General features: G+C 65.2%; 23 protein-coding genes. 16 read left to right on the top strand and 7 right to left on the bottom strand.

Annotated elements, in window-relative coordinates; translation table 11 throughout:
- Positions 1-24 precede the first annotated feature (24 nt).
- From V7Q53_RS16895 to V7Q53_RS16880, 4 genes are all read left to right on the top strand, one after another.
- Entirely contained in the window at positions 25-306 is a 282-nt protein-coding gene (locus V7Q53_RS16895; RefSeq protein WP_333829895.1) for a (2Fe-2S)-binding protein, read from the top strand.
- Complete coding sequence (bfr, locus tag V7Q53_RS16890; RefSeq protein WP_333829877.1) at positions 281-766, top strand: bacterioferritin; 486 nt, start codon at positions 281-283, stop codon at positions 764-766. Before V7Q53_RS16895 ends, bfr begins: the two co-directional genes overlap by 26 nt.
- Positions 767-913: 147 nt before the next feature.
- On the top strand, positions 914-1276 hold the full coding sequence (locus V7Q53_RS16885) for a hypothetical protein (protein WP_333829876.1): 363 nt from the start codon (positions 914-916) through the stop codon (positions 1274-1276).
- Positions 1277-1574: 298 nt separating this feature from the next.
- Positions 1575-1745 (top strand): hypothetical protein, encoded by a 171-nt coding sequence (locus V7Q53_RS16880; RefSeq protein WP_333829875.1) that lies wholly within the window; start codon positions 1575-1577, stop codon positions 1743-1745.
- A 29-nt stretch (positions 1746-1774) separates the two neighbouring features.
- Here V7Q53_RS16880 and V7Q53_RS16875 read toward each other — a convergent pair whose 3' ends face one another.
- Positions 1775-2737 carry an IS1595 family transposase gene (locus V7Q53_RS16875; RefSeq protein ID WP_333829873.1) on the bottom strand — a complete coding sequence of 321 codons (963 nt, stop codon included), beginning with the start codon at positions 2735-2737 and terminating at the stop codon, positions 1775-1777.
- A 100-nt stretch (positions 2738-2837) separates the two neighbouring features.
- Between V7Q53_RS16875 and V7Q53_RS16870 the strand changes: the two genes are divergently transcribed.
- Complete coding sequence (locus tag V7Q53_RS16870; protein WP_333829872.1) at positions 2838-3059, top strand: DUF6471 domain-containing protein; 222 nt, start codon at positions 2838-2840, stop codon at positions 3057-3059.
- Between the two features lie 59 nt (positions 3060-3118).
- Here the strand turns inward: V7Q53_RS16870 and V7Q53_RS16865 are convergent, their stop codons facing one another.
- Complete coding sequence (locus tag V7Q53_RS16865) at positions 3119-4132, bottom strand: hypothetical protein (protein WP_333829871.1); 1014 nt, start codon at positions 4130-4132, stop codon at positions 3119-3121.
- Between V7Q53_RS16865 and V7Q53_RS16860 the strand changes: the two genes are divergently transcribed.
- The 5 genes from V7Q53_RS16860 (at position 4131) to V7Q53_RS16840 (ending at position 9450) form a co-directional block, all read left to right on the top strand.
- A complete protein-coding gene (locus V7Q53_RS16860) occupies positions 4131-5042 on the top strand; it encodes a DMT family transporter (protein WP_333829870.1) in 912 nt (303 codons plus the stop codon). The two genes, V7Q53_RS16865 and V7Q53_RS16860, sit on opposite strands and share 2 nt — an antisense overlap.
- Before the next feature lie 191 nt (positions 5043-5233).
- Positions 5234-6601, top strand: coding sequence for a cysteine--tRNA ligase (cysS, locus tag V7Q53_RS16855; RefSeq protein ID WP_333829869.1), 1368 nt, complete (start codon positions 5234-5236; stop codon positions 6599-6601).
- Positions 6602-6761: 160 nt separating this feature from the next.
- Complete coding sequence (gene cimA / locus V7Q53_RS16850; RefSeq protein ID WP_333829894.1) at positions 6762-8381, top strand: citramalate synthase; 1620 nt, start codon at positions 6762-6764, stop codon at positions 8379-8381.
- Positions 8378-8653, top strand: coding sequence for a hypothetical protein (locus tag V7Q53_RS16845; RefSeq protein WP_333829868.1), 276 nt, complete (start codon positions 8378-8380; stop codon positions 8651-8653). Before cimA ends, V7Q53_RS16845 begins: the two co-directional genes overlap by 4 nt.
- Complete coding sequence (locus V7Q53_RS16840) at positions 8650-9450, top strand: phytoene/squalene synthase family protein (protein WP_333829867.1); 801 nt, start codon at positions 8650-8652, stop codon at positions 9448-9450. Before V7Q53_RS16845 ends, V7Q53_RS16840 begins: the two co-directional genes overlap by 4 nt.
- Before the next feature lie 199 nt (positions 9451-9649).
- Here the strand turns inward: V7Q53_RS16840 and V7Q53_RS16835 are convergent, their stop codons facing one another.
- Positions 9650-10165 carry a DUF1697 domain-containing protein gene (locus tag V7Q53_RS16835; RefSeq protein ID WP_333829866.1) on the bottom strand — a complete coding sequence of 172 codons (516 nt, stop codon included), beginning with the start codon at positions 10163-10165 and terminating at the stop codon, positions 9650-9652.
- Positions 10166-10231: 66 nt separating this feature from the next.
- Positions 10232-11035: a LytTR family DNA-binding domain-containing protein gene (locus tag V7Q53_RS16830; RefSeq protein WP_333829865.1), complete on the bottom strand. Its 804-nt coding sequence runs from the start codon at positions 11033-11035 to the stop codon at positions 10232-10234.
- A gap of 103 nt (positions 11036-11138) precedes the next feature.
- On the opposite strand from V7Q53_RS16830, the gene V7Q53_RS16825 reads away from it, so the two are divergent.
- Together V7Q53_RS16825 and V7Q53_RS16820 are read left to right on the top strand one after the other, a co-directional pair.
- On the top strand, positions 11139-12014 hold the full coding sequence (locus V7Q53_RS16825) for an ABC transporter ATP-binding protein (RefSeq protein ID WP_333829864.1): 876 nt from the start codon (positions 11139-11141) through the stop codon (positions 12012-12014).
- Positions 12011-12754 carry an ABC transporter permease gene (locus V7Q53_RS16820; protein ID WP_333829863.1) on the top strand — a complete coding sequence of 248 codons (744 nt, stop codon included), beginning with the start codon at positions 12011-12013 and terminating at the stop codon, positions 12752-12754. Before V7Q53_RS16825 ends, V7Q53_RS16820 begins: the two co-directional genes overlap by 4 nt.
- Before the next feature lie 147 nt (positions 12755-12901).
- Here V7Q53_RS16820 and V7Q53_RS16815 read toward each other — a convergent pair whose 3' ends face one another.
- Entirely contained in the window at positions 12902-13627 is a 726-nt protein-coding gene (locus tag V7Q53_RS16815) for a response regulator (protein ID WP_333829862.1), read from the bottom strand.
- A gap of 195 nt (positions 13628-13822) precedes the next feature.
- Here V7Q53_RS16815 and mce point away from each other — a divergent pair, with 195 nt between their 5' ends.
- Positions 13823-14227 (top strand): methylmalonyl-CoA epimerase, encoded by a 405-nt coding sequence (gene mce / locus V7Q53_RS16810; RefSeq protein WP_333829861.1) that lies wholly within the window; start codon positions 13823-13825, stop codon positions 14225-14227.
- A complete protein-coding gene (locus V7Q53_RS16805) occupies positions 14227-14508 on the top strand; it encodes a DUF1467 family protein (protein WP_333829860.1) in 282 nt (93 codons plus the stop codon). The genes mce and V7Q53_RS16805 overlap by 1 nt, the downstream gene beginning before the upstream one ends.
- A 149-nt stretch (positions 14509-14657) precedes the next feature.
- On the opposite strand, the gene V7Q53_RS16800 is transcribed toward V7Q53_RS16805, so the two are convergent.
- Positions 14658-15353, bottom strand: a complete 696-nt coding sequence (locus V7Q53_RS16800; RefSeq protein WP_333829859.1) for an EI24 domain-containing protein — start codon at positions 15351-15353, stop codon at positions 14658-14660.
- Complete coding sequence (locus V7Q53_RS16795; protein WP_333829858.1) at positions 15350-15940, bottom strand: nitroreductase family protein; 591 nt, start codon at positions 15938-15940, stop codon at positions 15350-15352. The genes V7Q53_RS16800 and V7Q53_RS16795 overlap by 4 nt, the downstream gene beginning before the upstream one ends.
- A gap of 204 nt (positions 15941-16144) precedes the next feature.
- On the opposite strand from V7Q53_RS16795, the gene pcaD reads away from it, so the two are divergent.
- Positions 16145-16969, top strand: a complete 825-nt coding sequence (gene pcaD / locus V7Q53_RS16790; RefSeq protein WP_333829857.1) for a 3-oxoadipate enol-lactonase — start codon at positions 16145-16147, stop codon at positions 16967-16969.
- Positions 16962-17690: an alpha/beta fold hydrolase gene (locus tag V7Q53_RS16785; RefSeq protein ID WP_333829856.1), complete on the top strand. Its 729-nt coding sequence runs from the start codon at positions 16962-16964 to the stop codon at positions 17688-17690. Before pcaD ends, V7Q53_RS16785 begins: the two co-directional genes overlap by 8 nt.
- Positions 17691-17699 lie beyond the last annotated feature (9 nt).

The raw sequence follows: 17699 nt of genomic DNA, 5'->3' as shown, positions 1-17699 counted from the left end.
CACGTTCAGCCGGGTTCTGCCGCCATGATTGTCTGCCACTGCATGAACATCGCCGATCACGACATCCGCGCCGCCGTCGACTGGATGCGCGCTGCGGACCCTGACACGCTGATCACCCCGCGCAAGGTCTACCGGGCGCTGGGAAAATCAGCCGATTGCGGTGGTTGTATGCCCCTTTTCCTTGACACGATGCGTCGCTGTGACAGTCTGCCCGTATCGGGGGCCGGTTTGCCCGGTCAGACCGTTCCCATCTTCGGCACCGCGAAAAGGAAGGCACCACATGAAGGGCGATCCCAAGGTTATTGAGTATCTCAACGCAGCGCTTCGCTCGGAACTTACGGCCGTCAGCCAGTACTGGCTGCACTACCGCTTGCAGGAAGACTGGGGCTTTGGCCATCTGGCCGACAAGTCACGCGCCGAATCGATCGAAGAGATGCACCACGCCGACAAGCTGATCACCCGGATCATCTTTCTGGAAGGCCATCCGAACCTGCAGAAGCTTGATTCGCTGCGCATCGGCCAGACCCTGAAAGAGACGCTGGAATGCGATCTGGCGGGCGAGCATGACGCGCGCACCCTCTATATCGAGGCGCGGCGCTATTGCGACGACGCGGGCGATTACGTCACGCGGGCACTGTTCGACGATCTGATCGCCGACGAGGAAGGGCATATCGACTTTCTGGAAACCCAGCTTGACCTCTTTGAGAAGCTGGGCGAGGAGCGGTATTCATTGCTCAACGCCAAACCGGCCAGTCAGGCGGACTGAGGCAACCGGGCGGACCGGGGGCGACCGGGCTGGGGGCGCTGCCCCCGCCGCCCTTCGGGCGACTCCCCCGGGATATTTCCGGCCTTATGTATCAAACGCACCAAGAAAACGGAATCTTTTTCGCGCTAGTCTCGCTATGATTCCGGCATGTTGGACAAGTCGATAGATGGCGCACTGCTTGCCTTGCGAAAGCAGATCATCCGGGGGAACGGCGAAGGCTTGGCGCATGTCGAGGCGCTATGCCGGCTGCGCGGGGTTGATTTGCCTGCGGTGTTGCCAGCCAACCGGGCTGACGCGGCGCGCAAGGGGTTGATGCGCCTGATCATCTTGGATGGCATCAGGAAGGGCTACAGCAGCCAGCGCGACCTTGCCGCCTATGTGGCCAGCAAGAGGCCGGAACTGACGCCCTGCGCGGCGTATGTGCGGACAACGCAAGCGTTGCAGAAGATGCGGCGGGCGGGGATGGTGCGGCAAGAGGGCCGGGCTTGGCGGTTGCGTGAGAACATTTGAGAACATTGTCAAAACGCGCCGGAGAGAGCCATAGAGCGCCAAACAGCGCTTAGGCTACCCACCCAGCCAAACCCACGGGTGGCACAAAATCGGGCACCTCAGGGCCTGTGAGGCACAAACTGTTGCGAATCGTTTTACAGTGGGATAGACTGCAGAAGCCGCACCCTCTTTGCACGAGGATGCGGCTAAACCTAACGCCGTTACGGGGCGCTTCGGATTGCAGTTCTGTACAAGGAATCTATCCTTCTGCTCTCCCTCAGTCAACCCCGTAGCGGCTCCACTCAAATGGAGTTGACCTATGAGAAACGACAACAGACGGCCAAGCCGGAGGCTTAGCGAGCAAGATGCCAAAATCATCAAGGATCGCTTAAAGCAGGGGGATATGCAGAGCCGAATTGCCGCAGATTTCGACGTGAACATCGGTCGAATTAGCGAAATTAACACCGGGAAAAAATTCGCTCATGCATGAGGGATCAGGGGGCTTCGGCCCCCTTTTCTTTATGCCGCCCGCTGCCAGTAGCCCTTCCAGTTGCGGCTGACGGGCGCACCCATCGAGTTCGCCACCAGACGGTGCGCCAGCTCGCCGTTGTCAAAGCGGCGGTTGTCCTCCAGCCACGCGGCGTGGTTGGCATACTGGTGCAGGTACTGCGGGCTGACGTGGTGGTGCTGACCAGCAACCATGCGGCGCAGGCGCGAGAAGAAGCTTTCCACCATATTGGTGTGCTTGCCGTGGTCGCTGTAGAGTTCGCTGTGGTTCACGCGCTCAACTTCCCAGCCTGCATGTAGCGCATCCCAGTGGCTGGCTTCATCGGCTGACACGGTGGCCATGCGGCAGACGTTCTCGTTAGCCAGTGCAACGCCTTCGCCCTCGGCCATCGCGACGAAAGGCAGGGTGCGTCCCACGCGCTCACGCAGAGCGATTACAACGCGGCGCTTGCCGGTCTGGTGCTCTTTCAGGCGACGGTCAACGCGATCAGCCTTCACGTTCTCGGGGCGAATGTGACCGCCGAAGTATGCGCCATCAATCTCGACGTGGCCCGTCAGAACTTCGCCGGTCTGCACTTCCTGCGCCATGGCTTCGCGCAGCTTGTGCGCCAGAACGAAGGCGGTCTTGTACTGGCAGTCCAGATCGCGCGAAAGCTGGACCATGGAAACGCCCTTGGCGGCGTTGACCATGATGCAGATCGCCGCCAGCAGATCAACGAAGTCCATCTTGCGGCTGGCGAAGATCGTGCCGCTGGTCACGCTGAACTGGTGCGAACAGGCCTTGCACTTGAACTTGCGGCGCGTGGTGATCTTGTAAGCATCGCAGCAACCGCACTTGGGGCAGATTGCCTCGCCATCAGTTTCCGGCCAGCGCATTTCGCAGAACGTCGCATACGCGGCATCTTCGCCACCTTTGTAGATCGCCCGAAGGCTGAGGGTGCGCGATGCTGCTGAAAGAAGGAAGTGCTGGGCCATGATACTATATCCGTTGATTTCATATCGAATATAGTATGTAGACATACTGCATGCAAGGGTTTATATACTGTTTACGTTATTTTCTTATCGTGAGGTCGTCATGCCAAGCCACACTGAATGGGAAACCAAGGCTGCGAACATCCTGAAGGCCGAGCTTAAGAGAAAGGGCGTGACTTACGCCCAACTTGTTGAAAGGCTGGCTGATATTGGAATCAACGAGAAGGAAGTGAATGTCGCGAACAAGCTTTCCAGAGGAAAGTTCAGCGCGGCGTTCCTGTTGCAATGCCTGACAGCTATTGGCGAGGACCGCTTGCGTTTGTAGTTTTTGGATTGGCGCTGGCAGTTATCGCAGCACTGCTAATTTGGGATGGCTCTGCGGCCCTAACCGAGCAGAGAGTACGCTATGATGAGACTTCCCGCAGCAATGCTGATCAGGCCGCAGATAGGATAGAGCGCAACTGCGGGACCGACCTTAGCCCGGCGCTCTTGCGTGACTGCGTTCGCCAAGAAATAGAAGCCGCCGAGGACAGTAAGCGCGCCGAGCGCGACCTTGATGCCCAAGAGGTTATGGCTAGGTTTACGCGGATCATGGGATACACCGGCTTGATAGGCTTGGTGCTCGGCCTTGGATCTGTGTACTTGATCTGGGCTACGTTGAGAGAAACCCAGAGGATGGCTGTAGCCACCAGAGATATCGGTGAGGCTCAGGTAAGGACCTATCTGAGCATCCAAGCGGCGAAAGCCTACATAGATGAACGAGACGGCATAGTCTTCGACCTTACCGTGACAAACTCGGGTCAGTCCCCCGCGAAGGGCGTTCATGCTGTCGCAAGCGTATGGGTAAACCGACCAGTTGCTTTCGTGGGGGACGTTGGCCAAGAAACGGGGGTATATTCCGTGGAAATCTTTTCCCGGAGCGTTCGAATGGGAGATATCCAATCCGGCGGGACTGTTTCGAGCGGCCTTTATCATACGCACGACCTGTCTTTCCCAGCAGATGTTGTGCGAAATAAGGAGGGTATAATCCAAGCCGGGCCGGGGAACATCGCAGTGTTTGCCACTGATGTTTTCGGAAACGAGGTTTTTGAGGTCGATGGGACGCGCGTGGCCGAAGGAGCAATGCAATTCCGCGATTGGGAGGCCCGAGGAAATTTCAGCCATAGACACCCCTTTGGATACTTCGGTCAAAGTAGCACCATGCGCAGCAGGGGGTGGAAGGATTACGAACCACAGAATCACCAACTTCCGTGGGAAAGCTGATCGATAAGATTTCATTTTGCGCACTCCATTGGTGCGTTTGATACATAAGGCCGGATATTTCTGAACAGATGAAGGGCGCGTCCCGGTGTTGCTGGGGCGCGTTTTGCCATGGCTGCGCCGATCGGATGTGTTCATGCCCCCTCCTGCCATCATTGCTGCGCTGTCGATGTGCCTTGCCACCGGCTTTTTCGCCGGGACAACGCTTCTGGCCAAGGCGCTGGGTGGTGGGGCATCGGGCGCGCCGCTTCATGCGCTTCAGATCAGCCATGCGCGGTTTCTATTTGGTTTTCTGGCCGTTCTCATTGTGGTCAGTCTTTTGCCGCGCCGCACGGTCGATGCCGGTGCGCCGGTCAGCAGCCCGCCGCAATGGGGCCTGCATCTGGCGCGCACATTGCTGGGCTGGGTGGGCGGCGCGCTGCTGTTTGCCGCCGCCGCGCAGATGCCGCTCACCGATGCCAATGCGCTGAGCTTTCTCAGCCCCGTGGCGACCATGCTGTTCGCCATCCCCTTTCTGGGAGAGCGGGTGGGGCCGTGGCGCTGGTCGGCGGCGGCGCTGGCGCTGGTGGGCGCGCTGGTTCTGCTGCGCCCCGGCGCGGGCGTCATCCAGCCCGCCGCCTTTCTGGCGCTGGGCGCGGCGCTGGCCATGGGGGTTGAGGGGATTTTCATCAAGAAACTGACCAACCGCGAGCCGCCGCGCCAGATTCTGCTGGTCAACAATTGCATGGGCGCGGTGATTGCCTCGCTGGCGGTCATTCCGTTCTTTCAGATGCCCGGGGGTATGGGCCAGTGGGTGGCGCTGGCGGGTGTGGGCGTGCTGATGGTTTCGGGGCAGGTGCTGCTGCTGCTGGCGATGGCGCGTGTCGATGCCAGCTATGTCGCGCCGTTCTTCTATCTGGTGCTGGTCTGGGCCGCGCTGTTTGACATCGTGTTCTTTGATGTCTGGCCGGACTGGGTGAGTGTGACGGGCGGGGCGATCGTGGTGTCGGGCGGTCTGATCATGGCATGGCGCGAAGGACGCGCGCGCGGCGTGCCGCCCACCCCGTGAGCACGCCTTTTCCCCGTTGCGCCACGCCCCCGTGCCATGCTACGCCCTTGCCCATGAGACTGACGCGCATCACCGCCATTTGCTGCATTACCCGCTGACCATCCGGTCGCGCGGGGCGCCTCATTTCCACAGGAAAGCGAAGCCGCCGGACCCGCGCAGGGAAGCTGCACAGGCGTATGGAGGCTTGAGGAATGGTGACCATCCGACTGCACAATTCGTTTAACCGGGCGAAGGAAGACTTTGTGCCGCTCGACCCGGACAATGTGCGGATGTATGTCTGCGGCCCCACGGTCTATGACCGCGCACATCTGGGCAATGCCCGGCCGGTGGTGGTGTTTGACGTGCTGTTCCGTCTGCTGCGCCATGTCTATGGCGAAGGCCAGGTGACCTATGTGCGCAATTTCACCGATGTCGATGACAAGATCAACGCCCGCGCCGCCGAGACGGGCCGCGATATCCGCGCCATCACCGATGAGACGATTGAATGGTATCATGCGGATATGGACGCGCTGGGTGCCCTGCGCCCGACCCATGAGCCCCGCGCGACCGAGTATATCGGCGCGATGATCGCCATGATTTCGGCGCTGATCGACAAGGGCCATGCCTATGAGGTGGCGGGGCATGTGTTGTTCGATGTGCGCTCGTATCCGGCCTATGGGCGGCTTTCCGGGCGCTCGGTCGATGACATGATCGCGGGCGCGCGGGTGGAAGTGGCGCCCTACAAGCGCGATGCGCTGGATTTTGTGTTGTGGAAACCGTCGGATGCGTCCCTGCCGGGGTGGGAAAGCCCATGGGGGCGGGGGCGGCCCGGCTGGCATATCGAATGCTCGGCCATGTCGTATGAGCTGCTGGGAGCGGCGTTTGACATCCACGGGGGCGGGCTGGACCTGCAGTTTCCCCACCATGAGAACGAGATCGCCCAGAGCTGCTGCGCTTACCCGGACGCCGGGTTCGCGCGCTACTGGCTGCACAATGAGATGGTGCAGGTGGAGGGGAAGAAGATGTCCAAGTCACTGGGCAATTTCTTTACCGTGCGGGACCTGCTGGAGCAGGGTTTCCCGGGTGAGGTGGTGCGCTTTGTGATGCTGTCCACCCATTACCGCAAGCCCATGGACTGGACGGAAGAGAAGGCGCGCGAGGCAGAGAGAGTTCTGCGCAAATGGCGCGCCCTGATCGAGAATGCCGGGCAGGGGGAGGTGGCTGCGCCGGTGCTTGCTGCGCTTGCCGATGACCTCAATACCGCCGGTGCGATCACCGCGCTGCATGAACTTGCGGCAGCGGGGGATGGCGCGGGGCTGAAAGCCTCGGCGGGTCTGCTGGGCCTGCTGGGGGATGCGCAGGGGGAATGGCTGAGCGGGCCGGGTGTCGACCTGTCCGGCCATGCCGCGCGCCTAGCCGCACTGCGGGCGGATGCCATGCAGAGCAAGGATTTTGCGCCGGTCGATGCGCTGAAAGCCGCGCTTGTTGCCGCCGGTGTCGAAGTGCGGATGTCAAAGGCCGGGGTGGAGCTGGTGCCGGGGCCGGATTTTGATGCCGCAAAGCTGGAGGCGCTGGGATGAGCCGGTTCCGGGGCGGGTTTGCAAGGGTTGCGTCTGATCCGGCGACTGACCCGGCGTATGCGCGGGTTTGGGGTGCGGGCCGGGGGGCTGCCTGCCCCCCGGCGGCCTCTGGCCGCTCCCCCCGGGCGTATTTTCAGCAAGATGAAGGGGCAGGGGCGTGATGGAGCGGCTGTATCTCTACGACACCACCCTGCGCGACGGGCAGCAGACGCAGGGGGTGCAGTTCTCGACCGCTGACAAGCTGGCGATTGCCGGGGCGCTGGATGCGCTCGGGGTGGATTATATCGAGGGCGGCTGGCCGGGCGCGAACCCGACGGACAGCGAGTTTTTCACCACCGCACCCGCAACCCGCGCCGTCATGACGGCCTTTGGCATGACCCGGCGCGCCGGGCGCTCGGCCGAAAACGATGATGTTCTGGCGGCGGTGGTGAATGCCGGAACCGGCGCGGTCTGTCTGGTGGGCAAGGCGCATGATTTCCATGTCTTTGCCGCGCTGGGCATCACGCTGGACGAGAACCTTGAGAACATCCGCGCCTCGGTGGCGCATCTGGTCGCGCTGGGGCGCGAAGCGCTTTATGACGCCGAGCATTTCTTTGACGGCTACAGGGCCAACCCCCGCTACGCGCTGGCCTGTCTTCGCGCCGCGCTGGAGGCGGGTGCGCGCTGGGTGGTGCTGTGCGACACCAACGGCGGCACCCTGCCCGCTGAGGTGGGGCGGATCACGGCGGAAGTGATCGCTTCAGGGGTGCCGGGCGACAGGCTGGGCATCCATTGTCATGACGATACCGGCAATGCCGTGGCGGCCTCGCTTGCAGCGGTGGATGCCGGGGCGCGGCAGGTGCAGGGCACGCTGAACGGGTTGGGGGAGCGCTGCGGCAATGCCAATCTCACAACGCTCATTCCGACGCTGCTGCTGAAGGAGCCCTATGCCAGCCGCTACCGGATTGGCGTGAGCGCTGAGGCGCTGGGCGGGCTGGTGCGTGTCTCGCGCCAGCTGGACGACATCCTGAACCGCGTGCCTTTGCGCAGTGCGCCCTATGTGGGTGCCTCGGCATTCGCGCACAAGGCCGGGCTGCATGCCAGCGCGATCCTGAAAGACCCCGCCACCTATGAGCACATCGACCCGGCGCGGGTGGGCAATGAGCGCATCATCCCGATGAGCAATCAGGCCGGGCAATCGAACCTGCGGGCGCGGATGCTGGCTGCCGGGATCGCGGTGGTGCCGGGCGACCCGCGGCTGGGGCGCATTCTGGAGCTGGTCAAGGAGCGCGAGGATCAGGGCTATGCCTATGACGGCGCGCAGGCCTCGTTCGAGCTGCTGGCGCGGGCGGGGCTGGGGCTGCTGCCCGAGTATTTCGAAGTGAAGCGCTACCGGGTGACGGTGGAGCGGCGCAAGAACAAGTATGACCGGATGGTCAGCCTGTCGGAGGCGGTGGTGGTGGTCAAGATCGGCGGCCAGAAGATGCTCTCGGTATCCGAGAGCATGGATGAGACCGGCTCGGACCGGGGGCCGGTCAACGCGCTGTCCAAGGCGCTGGCCAAGGATCTGGGGCCGTATCAGGCGGTCATCGACGATATGAAGCTGGTCGATTTCAAGGTCCGTATCACGCAGGGCGGGACCGAGGCGGTGACGCGGGTGATCATCGACAGCGAGGACAGCGCCGGGCGGCGGTGGTCAACCGTGGGCGTCTCGCCCAACATCGTCGATGCCTCGTTCGAGGCGTTGCGCGAGGCGATGGTGTGGAAGCTGATCCGCGACGGGGTGGAACCGGCGACATGAGCGATATCTTCGCCCTTTTCGCGCCGCTTGAGCGCGCGGGACCCGGCGACGGGGAAAGCCTGCGCTGGGCGCTGGAACTGGCAGGCACCGGGCCGGGCGCGCGTGTGCTGGGCGCTGCGGGCCGGGTGCAGTATTATGAGCCACGGGAGGCGCGGCTGGCGGAGTTTTCCGGCGATCCGGCCCTGATCGCCGCCTTCCGCGACGAGATCGCGCTTTGGCCGGGACAGGGCGGCAGCTATGACGACCGCCTGATCGTGGCCGCGCCGCGATGAGCACGGGGCGCAGCTTTTCCCTGTCGGAGCGGGCTTCGGTCGACGCCTGCGTGGCGATGGTCGAGCGCGGCGATCCGGACCGCTGGCTGGCTACGATGGCCGCCCCGCCCCTGGCGCGGGCGGGGCTTTTCGTGCTGCAGGCCTTTAACCTTGAAGTGGCGCGCGCGCCCTGGGTGACGAGAGAGCCGCTGCTGGCGCGGATGCGGCTGCAGTTCTGGCGCGATGTCGTCGAAGGGGCCGGGACGGAGGCGCCCGCAGCGCATGAGGTGGCCGGGCCGCTGGCCGCATTGATTGTCGAAAAGGCGATGCCCCGCGAGGTGCTGCTGGGGATGATCGACGCGCGCGAGGCGGATATCGAGCGCGCACCTTTCGCCGACGAGGCCGCGCTCTGGGCCTATCTGGAGGCCAGCGCGGGGGGGCTGATGGTTGCCTCGGTGCGGATGCTGGGGGGCGGGTCTGGGACGGTGGCGCGTGATCTGGGCGCGGCGCAAGGGCTGGCAAACTACCTGATGGCCGTGCCCGGGCTGGAGGCGGCGGGCCGTTTGCCGCTGCCCGATGGCCGGACAGAGGCGGTGGCGGCGCTGGCGCGCGCGGGGCTTGAGCGGCTGGCACAGGCACGGCGCGGGCGCAGGGAGGTTTCGCGCGCGGCGCGGCCTGCCCTGCTGGCCGCCTGGCGGGCCGAGGCGATTTTGCAGCAGGCGGTGCGCGCACCCGAACGGGTGGCGGCGGGCGCGCTGGGGCAGTCGGAATTTGTCCGGCGGGGCAGTCTGCTGTGGCGGGTTCTGACCGGTCTGTGACGGGGTTGGCCGGTGCGGCGGAGGCCGCTGGCCCCCGCCGCACCGGCCCGGGTTCGCGCGCTTTGCGCGCAACCCCGTGGGGAGGGTGTTTTTCAGCCCCCGGCGGTGGTGGGGGTTGCGCTGTTCTGTGCGTATTTGGGGCAAGATGAAAGCGGCGCGTTGTGTGGTCGGTGCATTGCGGGTTTGCAGGGGGATATGATCAGCGCGCTTCGGCGGCCATCGCGGCGAGTTTGCGGATGGTATTCAGGTTGCGCGCGGTGCCATGATCCATCACGGCGAGCCTGAGCCGTGAGCGGCCCATCCCGGACGGGTAATGGATGAAAACCTCCTGCAACCCGGGTTCGATTTGCTCGTCCCTGCGGCCTTTGGCGGACAGGAGCAGGTCCGGCGGCGGCGTGCCGTTCAGGAAGAGGATAGCGACCCGGTCAGGCGCTGCCGTGGGGAAAGGGTTGCGGGCGAGCACGTCCTGCATGCTCGCTGCGTCGCGCAGGAAGGTGGCGACCGCTTTGCCGCAATGTTCGCGCAGCCGGGTTTCGAGCGCTGTCTGCGCGGCTTCACGCGACTGGCCGGTCCGGAAGACGACATTGCCGGACTGGATATAGGTACGGGTGTTTTCGAAGCCGGCCGCCGTGCACAGGGCGCGCAGTTCAGTCATGGGTAGTTTGCCGGTGCCGCCGACATTCACGGCTCTGAGCAGGGCGACGAAGACCTCCATGCGCTTTCCTTTCTTCAGGTGTTGTGCACCGCCGGGCTGTCCCGGAGCACCTCCTGTGCCGGGCGCTCACGCCTTCCCGGCAGCGGGAGCGGCGCTGGCCATTGCCTTGCGCAACGCCGCCTGACGTGCGCGCGGCACGGGCACCACGCCGCCCGTGACCATCACAAGCGCCATCCGCCCTGCGCCGGTAACCTCCAGCCGTTCTGCATATGCCAGATCGGCCCACCACGACCGGTGCACCTGCAGGCCGTGGCGCGCGGGCAGGCCCTGCACGGCATCCCCCATCCGCATCAGGATCAGGGCGCTGCCCCGCAGCGTGGTGACCTCGATATAATGGTCCTGCGCCTGAATCGTCACGATCTCGCGGCCAAGGCGCGCGGGCAGGCGGGCGAAGAGCGGCGGTGTCACGGGGGGCTGGGCGGTGCCCGGAGGGGTTGCGCGCGCTGCGCCACCCTGAAACACGACGGCCAGCACCGAAATGCCCGTCACAAGCGGCGCGACATAGGGCGCCAGGCCCCAGAACCCGCCCGCAGGCAACCCCATGCCGGCGGCCAGATTGGCAAGCGTCACCAGCCCCATCACCGGCACAACGCCCGCCAGCCCCGCAAGCGCCCCGGTCAGAACCGGCGGCCAGTGCGCGGGGGTCAGCGCAAAGGCCAGCCGCACCAGCGCCCACATCATCAGCCAGGATGTGACCCCGATCCCCGCCCAGTAGGCAATGCGCCCGGCAAGCCCCAGCCTTTCCATCGTGTAGAACGGGCCCGCGATGGCCACCAGCAGCACGACGGCAAGGATCATTGCCCAGCGTCGCGGCTCTGCCAGCGCCCGTGTCATTTCACGAAGCGCCAAGGCGAATGCTTCAGGTTTCACGCGGAGTTTCTGCCAGTTCACGAAACCATTCCTTTTGGCCCGGGCCGGGTCATTCTACCCCTCTTTGCATCGTTTTTCATGTCGGACAAGCAAAGGGGTCAAGATGGACCGGCCGCTCGAAGCCTCGGGGCTTGCGAAGAGATTTGGCCCGGTCAGGGCCGTGGAGGGTGTTTCGCTCGGCCTTGATCGCGGTCAGGCGCTGGGGCTTCTGGGTCCGAATGGCGCGGGGAAATCCACCACGCTGGCGCTTCTGACGGGGCTGCGGCCCCCGGACAGCGGCAGGGTGCGGATCTTTGGTCACCCGGCGGGCAGCGCGGCGGCGCGGGCGCGGATGGGGGTGACACCGCAGGCCGCCGGGTTCCCCGATCAGCTGACCCCGCGCGAGGTGCTGCACTATGCTGCCGCGCGCCGGGCGGGCCTGCCGGGAGTCGATGGGGTGATCACGGCCTTCGGGCTGGAGCGTCTCATTGACCGCCGCATGACCGGCTTTTCCGGCGGTGAGGTGCGGCGGGTGGCCCTTGCGCTGGCCTTTGTCGGGCAGCCGGGGCTGGTGTTTCTGGATGAGCCGACCGCCGGTCTGGACAGCGTCGCGCAAGAGGCATTCCGCGTGGTGGCGCGTTCCTATGTGGAGGGCGGCGGCGCGATGATCCTCACCTCGCACCACTGGGATGAGATCGAGGCGGTCTGCGACCGGATCCTGATGATTGATCAGGGGCGGCCCGTGCTGGAGGGTCGGCTGGGCGATCTGCATGCACGGATGCGGGCGCGGCGGCTGGCCTTCACCCTGCCTGAAGGCCTTGCGCCGCCGGGCTGGTTGCAGGCGCGCAAGGAGGGCGGGCGCTGGCAGGCGGAAAGCGACGACAGCGACGCGAGCCTGCGGCGCATGGTCGGCGAGGGGCTGCGCTTTGACGATCTGACCATCGAGCCGCTTGCGTTGAAGGATATCATCGCCCGGATCGGGCAGGAGAACCGGGTATGAACCGTCAACAAATGATTGCTGAAATTGTTCTTGTGTTCCGGGTGCTTGGCCGCCAGCCGGGGTTCTGGGTGCCGACCATCCTGTTTCCCGCGATGCTCTATGCGTTTTTCGGTGCCGGGCTGGCCGGGCAGGGCGCGGCGGCGGCCTATGCCATGGCCTCATTTGCGGTTTATGCGGTGGTCGGGGTCGGCTTTTACCAGTTCGGTGTTACGGTGGCGCAGGACAGGGAGGACCCGTTCACCCTGTGGCAACGCTGCCTGCCCGGCTCGGCATTGGCGCCATGGGTGGCGCGGGTGCTGATGGCGCTGGGGTTCGCTGCGCTCGCCATGGTTCTGGTGTTGGTGTTGGGCAGGATGCTGGGCGGCGTGGTTCTGTCAGGGCCGATGGCCTGGGCGCGGCTGATTGCGGTGGTCTTGCTGGCGGCGTTGCCTGCCACGCTGATGGGCACGGCGCTGGGGTCGCTGGCCTCTGCCCGGGCGGCGGTGCCGCTGGCCAATCTCATTTTCCTTCCGCTGGCCTATCTTGGCGGGCTCTGGATGCCGCCGCAGATGCTGCCCGAGGGGGTCAATGCGCTTTCGGTCTGGACGCCCACGCGGGCCATGGCGGAACTGGCCTGGGCGGCGCTGGATGGGCGCACCTTGCCGCAAAGATACCTTGCCACCCTTGCAGCCTGGACTCTGATTGCGGCGGCGGTGACCTGGCTTGCCCAGACGCGGCACCGGAAGGTTCAGTTCGGCTGAGGCGGGCCGGGGCTGGCGTGGCGCTGGCCGTCGGGGCGCTGGCTGCCGGGGCGCTGGCCGATCGCCAGCAGTGAAGTCACCAGACCCGCGGGCTTTCAACGCCAGGACCGCACGCCCCGGCCCGGGGCACCGGGCGGCATCCGCCTCTCACAGTGGCGGCCCGGTGGAGACACGCAGGCGCAGATGCGCGATCAGGGCGGCGGTCTCGCCGCTGCGGCGGACGCGTTCTGCCAGTGCCAGCAGCGGCTGATCATCCATACTTCGGGCGATACCGGCAAGGAATTGTGCGGCATAGCCGATCTGCGCCGGTTCGGTGTCATGGGCCAGCATGTCCTGCGCGCGCAGCAGATCATCGCGCAGCGCCAGCGGGTCCGCGCCGGTATTGCGCTCCCACGGGCGGGTGCGGAACTGGCCGAACAGCGAGGGTTGAATCGGTGGCAGCCATGCGCCCGTCGTGCCCGGCGAAAGCCCCAGCGCCGTGTCGATCACCTCTGGCGGTTCGCCCAGATCGCGCGCCTCACCCAGCAGCCGGGCAAGATGATGCGTCACGCTGATCGGCTTTTCCAGAAAGGCGTCAGCCCCGGCGCGCCGCGCGGCCTGTTCCAGCACCGGCTCGCCGGTCAGCGCGACAATCCGGTCAATCCGGGGTTTCTGGCGGTTCAGTTCGTCGATCAGGTCCAGCCCTGATCCATCGGGCAGTCCCAGATCAATCAGCGCGATATCGGGGCGATAGACCCGCAGATGCTGCCGGGCCGACGCCAGGCAATCGGCGCGGCGCAGGCGCAACCCCGCGCGACGGCAGATCAGGCGCACGGCTTCGGCGGCGAAGCGGCTGTCTTCGACGAGCAGAACGGTCTGCGGGCGCACGGGCATGGTTTGCGCCGCCAGGAGGCCCGCAGGCGGCGCCGTTGTCGTGAGGGAACAGGCGGTCGGTGGCATGGCGAATCCTCCTTTCTGAACATCAAGCCTGCGCGAGAAACCCTAACCGGCGGTTAAATCCTGCCGCTTGCGCTTGCATTTCCGCGCGCGTTCCGTATCACCGCAGGGCACTGCAGCAGGGAGCTTGCCATGATCGGTCGTCTGAACCATGTCGCTATCGCGGTCCCGGATCTGGAGGCCGCCGCCGCGCAGTACCGCACGGTGCTGGGGGCGGATGTCGGCGCGCCGCAGGATGAGCCGGATCATGGGGTGACGGTGGTGTTCATCACCTTGCCGAACACCAAGATCGAGCTTTTGTATCCGCTGGGCGATGACAGCCCGATCAAGGGGTTTCTGGACAAGAACCCGGCAGGCGGCATCCACCATATCTGCTATGAGGTCGAGGATATTCTCGATGCGCGCGACCGGCTGAAAGCGTCCGGGGCGCGGGTGCTGGGCTCGGGTGAGCCAAGGACGGGGGCGCATGGCAAGCCGGTGCTGTTCCTGCATCCCAAGGATTTCAACGGCTGCCTTGTCGAACTGGAGCAGATCTGATGACCCTTTTCTCGGCCTTTGTCCTGTTTGCGGTGATCTGGTTCCTGACCCTTTTCATCGTCCTGCCGCTGCGCCTGACAACGCAGGGTGAGGCCGGAGTGGTTGTGCCCGGCACCCCGCAATCCGCCCCCGCAGATGCGCAGATCCGCAAGCGGATGCTGATCACAACCGGCGTGGCGCTGGTCATCTGGGGGTCAATCGTGGCGATCGTCCTTTCAGAGGCGGTCGGGATGGAGGACATCGATGTCCTGTTCCGGTGGACCTATCAGGACACGCGCTGATACCGCGCCGGATCGCCCTTCAGGCCCGCCCCCGGTGAGATCAGTGACGAGACCAGTGCAAAAGGGGCGCGCCGCCCCCTTTCACCTGTTTGAAAATATCCTGGGGTGAATGGGCCGCAGGCCCAGAGGGGCAAAGCCCCTTTCTTCCGTCACCGCGGCTGGTTGCGCAGCCGGTGATAGAGATGGGTGAAGGTCGCCGCCCCCAGCACCGGAACGAAAAGGTTGAGCAGCGGCACGCTCAGCGGTATCGCCATCAGCACGCCCGCCACCCACAGCCTCAGCCCGTGGCGGCTGCGCATGGCATAGGCTTCCGCCGGGGGCAGGCGGCGCAGTGCTATCATGGTGAAATACTCGCGCGCCAGCAGAAACCCGTTCAGCAGCCACAGCGCCACAATCCCCAGCCCGCCAGAGACCGCGAACACCAGAATCCCCAGCAGGTTCAGCCCCACCAGCAGCGCGAAATAGCGCGCGCTGTCGGTCAGTGTCACCCAGAGCGAGGCGCGCGGCGCCAGTGCCAGCTGCGGATAGTGCCGCGCTTCCACCGCATCGGCCACGTCATCCAGAAAGAGCCCGGTGAAAGCCGAGGCCACCGGCACCATCAAGAAGATCGACAGCACCAGCATGAACACCAGCGAGCCGAAGGAAAGCAGTGTGCCCAGCCCGCGCACCTCGCCCGCGATGGGGATGGTCAGCGTGTCGGGCGTGAAGATCTGGATCACCAGCAGCATCAGCGCATACATGGCAAAGAGCAGCGCCAGCGCCAGTGCCAGCCCCAGCCAGATCACCTTGCGGAACACCGGGTCGCCGGTCTGCGCCAGCGCCTGCCGGAATGCCCCCAGAATCATGCGCTGATCCGGGTGATGAGGGCCGCGATATCCGGGCGCGGGCGCTCTGGCGGGGTGATCGTACAACTGCCGATATGCACGAAGCCCGCAATCTGTTCCTGCGCGGCCAGATCCAGCCCCTCGCTCAGGAAGGGGCGGTCAAAGGCGGGCCAGCCGGTCAGCCAGCAGGCGCCGAAGCCCTGCGCCAGCGCCGCATTCACAAGGCTCAGGCAGACAGCCCCGGCGGAAAGCAGCTGCTCGAAATCCGGGATCTTGTCCGAGGGTTTGGGGGAGGCGACGACGGCCACCACCAGCGGCGAGTCGCGAAAGCTCTGGGCGGCTTTCTCGATGGCCTCGGGTGCCATGCCAAGTGCCTCACCGCGCGCCGTGATCAGGGCCGACAGCCGCGCCAGTGCCGCCGGTTCGATGATGATGAAGCGCCAGGGCTCCAGCTTGCCGTGATCGGGCACGCGCGCGGCGGCAGTCAGCAACCGGGTCAGCGTGGCCGCATCCGGCGCCGGTGCGCGCAGCATCTTGGCGGGCCGGGAGCGGCGGCTGAGGAGGAAATCCATCGTCTCGGGCAGGGCAGGCGTGGTGGGTGTGTTCATCGAAGTACCTCCGGGGCCCAGAGATGGCAATTCCGGCGGTGAAAGGCAATCCATTAAGGAGAAACGCCGCGTGGCGGCGGGAACGGCTGCACCCCCAAGGCTTGCCCCTGCGCGCAGATCCGCTATTTCTGCCCGACGCCGACCCGCACAGGCGGGGCGGCGCAGATACATGAGGCACATGATGATGCATGGGGGGGCGTGAGCATGCTGATGGCTGATCTGGGCGATATCTGCCTGCATTACCGCATTGACGGCGACCCTCAGGGTGCGCCGGTGGTTTTCGCCAATTCGCTGGGCACCGACCTGCGGCTCTGGGACAAGGTGGTGGCGCTCATGCCGCCGGAGCTGAAGCTCATCCGCTATGACATGCGCGGGCACGGCCTGTCGGATGCACCCGCCGCGCCCTATGCAATGGGCGCGCTGGTGCGCGATCTGGAGCGGTTGCTGGACCATCTGGCGGTGCGCGACGCGGTGCTGGTGGGGCTGTCGATTGGGGGCATGGTGGCGCAGGGGCTGGCGGTCAAGCGGCTGGACCAGATCCGCGCGGTGGTTCTGTCGAACACCGCGGCCAAGATCGGCACCGCCGGGATGTGGCACAGCCGCATCGCCACCGTTGAACAGCACGGTGTCGCCGCGCTTGCCGATGCCATTCTGGAGCGCTGGTTTCCGCCCGCTTTCCGCGATTCGACCGAGGGGCGGGGCTGGCGGCATATGCTGGAACGCACCCCGGTTCAGGGTTATGCGGGCTGCTCGGCGGCGATCGCCGGGACGGATTTCTTTGCCACCACCGCCACCCTGCGGCTGCCCGCCATGGCGATCGCAGGCAGCGAAGATGGCTCCACCCCGCCCGATCTGGTGCGCGAAACCGCTGATCTGATCCCCGGCAGCCGCTTTGAGCTGATCCGCGGTTCGGGGCATCTGCCCTGCATTGATCAGCCCGAGGTGTATGCGGCGCTTCTGACCGATTTTCTGACCACGCTGGGGCATGGTTCCGGGAATGGTTCGGCGAATGAGGGCGGGCATGGGTAAAGCACCCCTGCTGCTGATCCATGGCTCCTGCCACGGGGCATGGTGCTGGCGCGATGTGATCCCGGCGCTCGCTGCGCGCGGGGTCGATGCGCGCGCCATCGACCTGCCGGGCCATGGCGCTGATACCACACCGCTGGCCGAGGTCACGCTGGAGCGTTATGCGCAGGCGATCCTCGCGGCCGCGCGCGCGATGCATGATGGGCCGGTGCCGGTTCTGGGCCATTCCATGGCCGGATACGCCATCGCCGCCGCCGCGCTGGAAGCGCCCGAGCAGGTGGAAAAGCTGATTTTTCTGTGTGCCTATGTCCCGCAGGAGGGGCGCTCGCTGGTGGATCTGCGCAAGGCCGGGCCGCGCCAGCCGCTGTTGCCCGCGATCCGGATGGGCGCGGACGGGATCAGCTTTTCCTTCGCGCCGGAGTATCACAAGCCGCTGTTCTATCAGGATTGCGCGGATGCCGATGTGGCCTTTGCACGCGCCCATCTGACGCCGCAGGCGATCTTGCCGCAGGCCACGCCGCTGGCCCTGACGCCCGCCTATGAGGCGCTTGAGAAGCACTATATCCGCTGCACCGAGGATAATGTGATTCCCACGGAATATCAGGCGCATATGGCGCGTGATTTCGCGCCGGGGCATCTGAGCACGCTTCCCGCCTCGCATTCGCCGTTCTTCTCCATGCCCGAACGATTGGCAGACCGGATTGTCGGGATACTGGACCATTGAGGGGGGGCG

Origin of the sequence: Pararhodobacter sp. (assembly GCF_036802785.1) — a bacterium.
Classification (GTDB): domain Bacteria; phylum Pseudomonadota; class Alphaproteobacteria; order Rhodobacterales; family Rhodobacteraceae; genus Pararhodobacter.
Note: the sequence above shows the minus strand (reverse complement) of the source record. Positions and strands in the feature narration are given on the sequence as shown.

What these genes read in the sequence shown, in the direction of transcription:
- cimA (WP_333829894.1), top strand. Translation starts at nt 6,762, where the DNA reads ATGGAGCGGCTGTATCTCTACGACACCACCCTGCGCGACGGGCAGCAG.
- V7Q53_RS16800 (WP_333829859.1), bottom strand. Translation starts at nt 15,353, where the DNA reads ATGATTCTGGGGGCATTCCGGCAGGCGCTGGCGCAGACCGGCGACCCG.
- V7Q53_RS16845 (WP_333829868.1), top strand. Translation starts at nt 8,378, where the DNA reads ATGAGCGATATCTTCGCCCTTTTCGCGCCGCTTGAGCGCGCGGGACCC.
- cysS (WP_333829869.1), top strand. Translation starts at nt 5,234, where the DNA reads ATGGTGACCATCCGACTGCACAATTCGTTTAACCGGGCGAAGGAAGAC.
- V7Q53_RS16795 (WP_333829858.1), bottom strand. Translation starts at nt 15,940, where the DNA reads ATGAACACACCCACCACGCCTGCCCTGCCCGAGACGATGGATTTCCTC.
- V7Q53_RS16875 (WP_333829873.1), bottom strand. Translation starts at nt 2,737, where the DNA reads ATGGCCCAGCACTTCCTTCTTTCAGCAGCATCGCGCACCCTCAGCCTT.
- V7Q53_RS16895 (WP_333829895.1), top strand. Translation starts at nt 25, where the DNA reads ATGATTGTCTGCCACTGCATGAACATCGCCGATCACGACATCCGCGCC.
- V7Q53_RS16825 (WP_333829864.1), top strand. Translation starts at nt 11,139, where the DNA reads ATGGACCGGCCGCTCGAAGCCTCGGGGCTTGCGAAGAGATTTGGCCCG.
- V7Q53_RS16880 (WP_333829875.1), top strand. Translation starts at nt 1,575, where the DNA reads ATGAGAAACGACAACAGACGGCCAAGCCGGAGGCTTAGCGAGCAAGAT.
- V7Q53_RS16835 (WP_333829866.1), bottom strand. Translation starts at nt 10,165, where the DNA reads ATGGAGGTCTTCGTCGCCCTGCTCAGAGCCGTGAATGTCGGCGGCACC.
- V7Q53_RS16805 (WP_333829860.1), top strand. Translation starts at nt 14,227, where the DNA reads ATGACCCTTTTCTCGGCCTTTGTCCTGTTTGCGGTGATCTGGTTCCTG.
- V7Q53_RS16865 (WP_333829871.1), bottom strand. Translation starts at nt 4,132, where the DNA reads ATGAACACATCCGATCGGCGCAGCCATGGCAAAACGCGCCCCAGCAAC.
- V7Q53_RS16885 (WP_333829876.1), top strand. Translation starts at nt 914, where the DNA reads ATGTTGGACAAGTCGATAGATGGCGCACTGCTTGCCTTGCGAAAGCAG.
- V7Q53_RS16820 (WP_333829863.1), top strand. Translation starts at nt 12,011, where the DNA reads ATGAACCGTCAACAAATGATTGCTGAAATTGTTCTTGTGTTCCGGGTG.
- V7Q53_RS16860 (WP_333829870.1), top strand. Translation starts at nt 4,131, where the DNA reads ATGCCCCCTCCTGCCATCATTGCTGCGCTGTCGATGTGCCTTGCCACC.
- V7Q53_RS16840 (WP_333829867.1), top strand. Translation starts at nt 8,650, where the DNA reads ATGAGCACGGGGCGCAGCTTTTCCCTGTCGGAGCGGGCTTCGGTCGAC.
- bfr (WP_333829877.1), top strand. Translation starts at nt 281, where the DNA reads ATGAAGGGCGATCCCAAGGTTATTGAGTATCTCAACGCAGCGCTTCGC.
- pcaD (WP_333829857.1), top strand. Translation starts at nt 16,145, where the DNA reads ATGCTGATGGCTGATCTGGGCGATATCTGCCTGCATTACCGCATTGAC.
- V7Q53_RS16815 (WP_333829862.1), bottom strand. Translation starts at nt 13,627, where the DNA reads ATGCCCGTGCGCCCGCAGACCGTTCTGCTCGTCGAAGACAGCCGCTTC.
- mce (WP_333829861.1), top strand. Translation starts at nt 13,823, where the DNA reads ATGATCGGTCGTCTGAACCATGTCGCTATCGCGGTCCCGGATCTGGAG.
- V7Q53_RS16870 (WP_333829872.1), top strand. Translation starts at nt 2,838, where the DNA reads ATGCCAAGCCACACTGAATGGGAAACCAAGGCTGCGAACATCCTGAAG.
- V7Q53_RS16785 (WP_333829856.1), top strand. Translation starts at nt 16,962, where the DNA reads ATGGGTAAAGCACCCCTGCTGCTGATCCATGGCTCCTGCCACGGGGCA.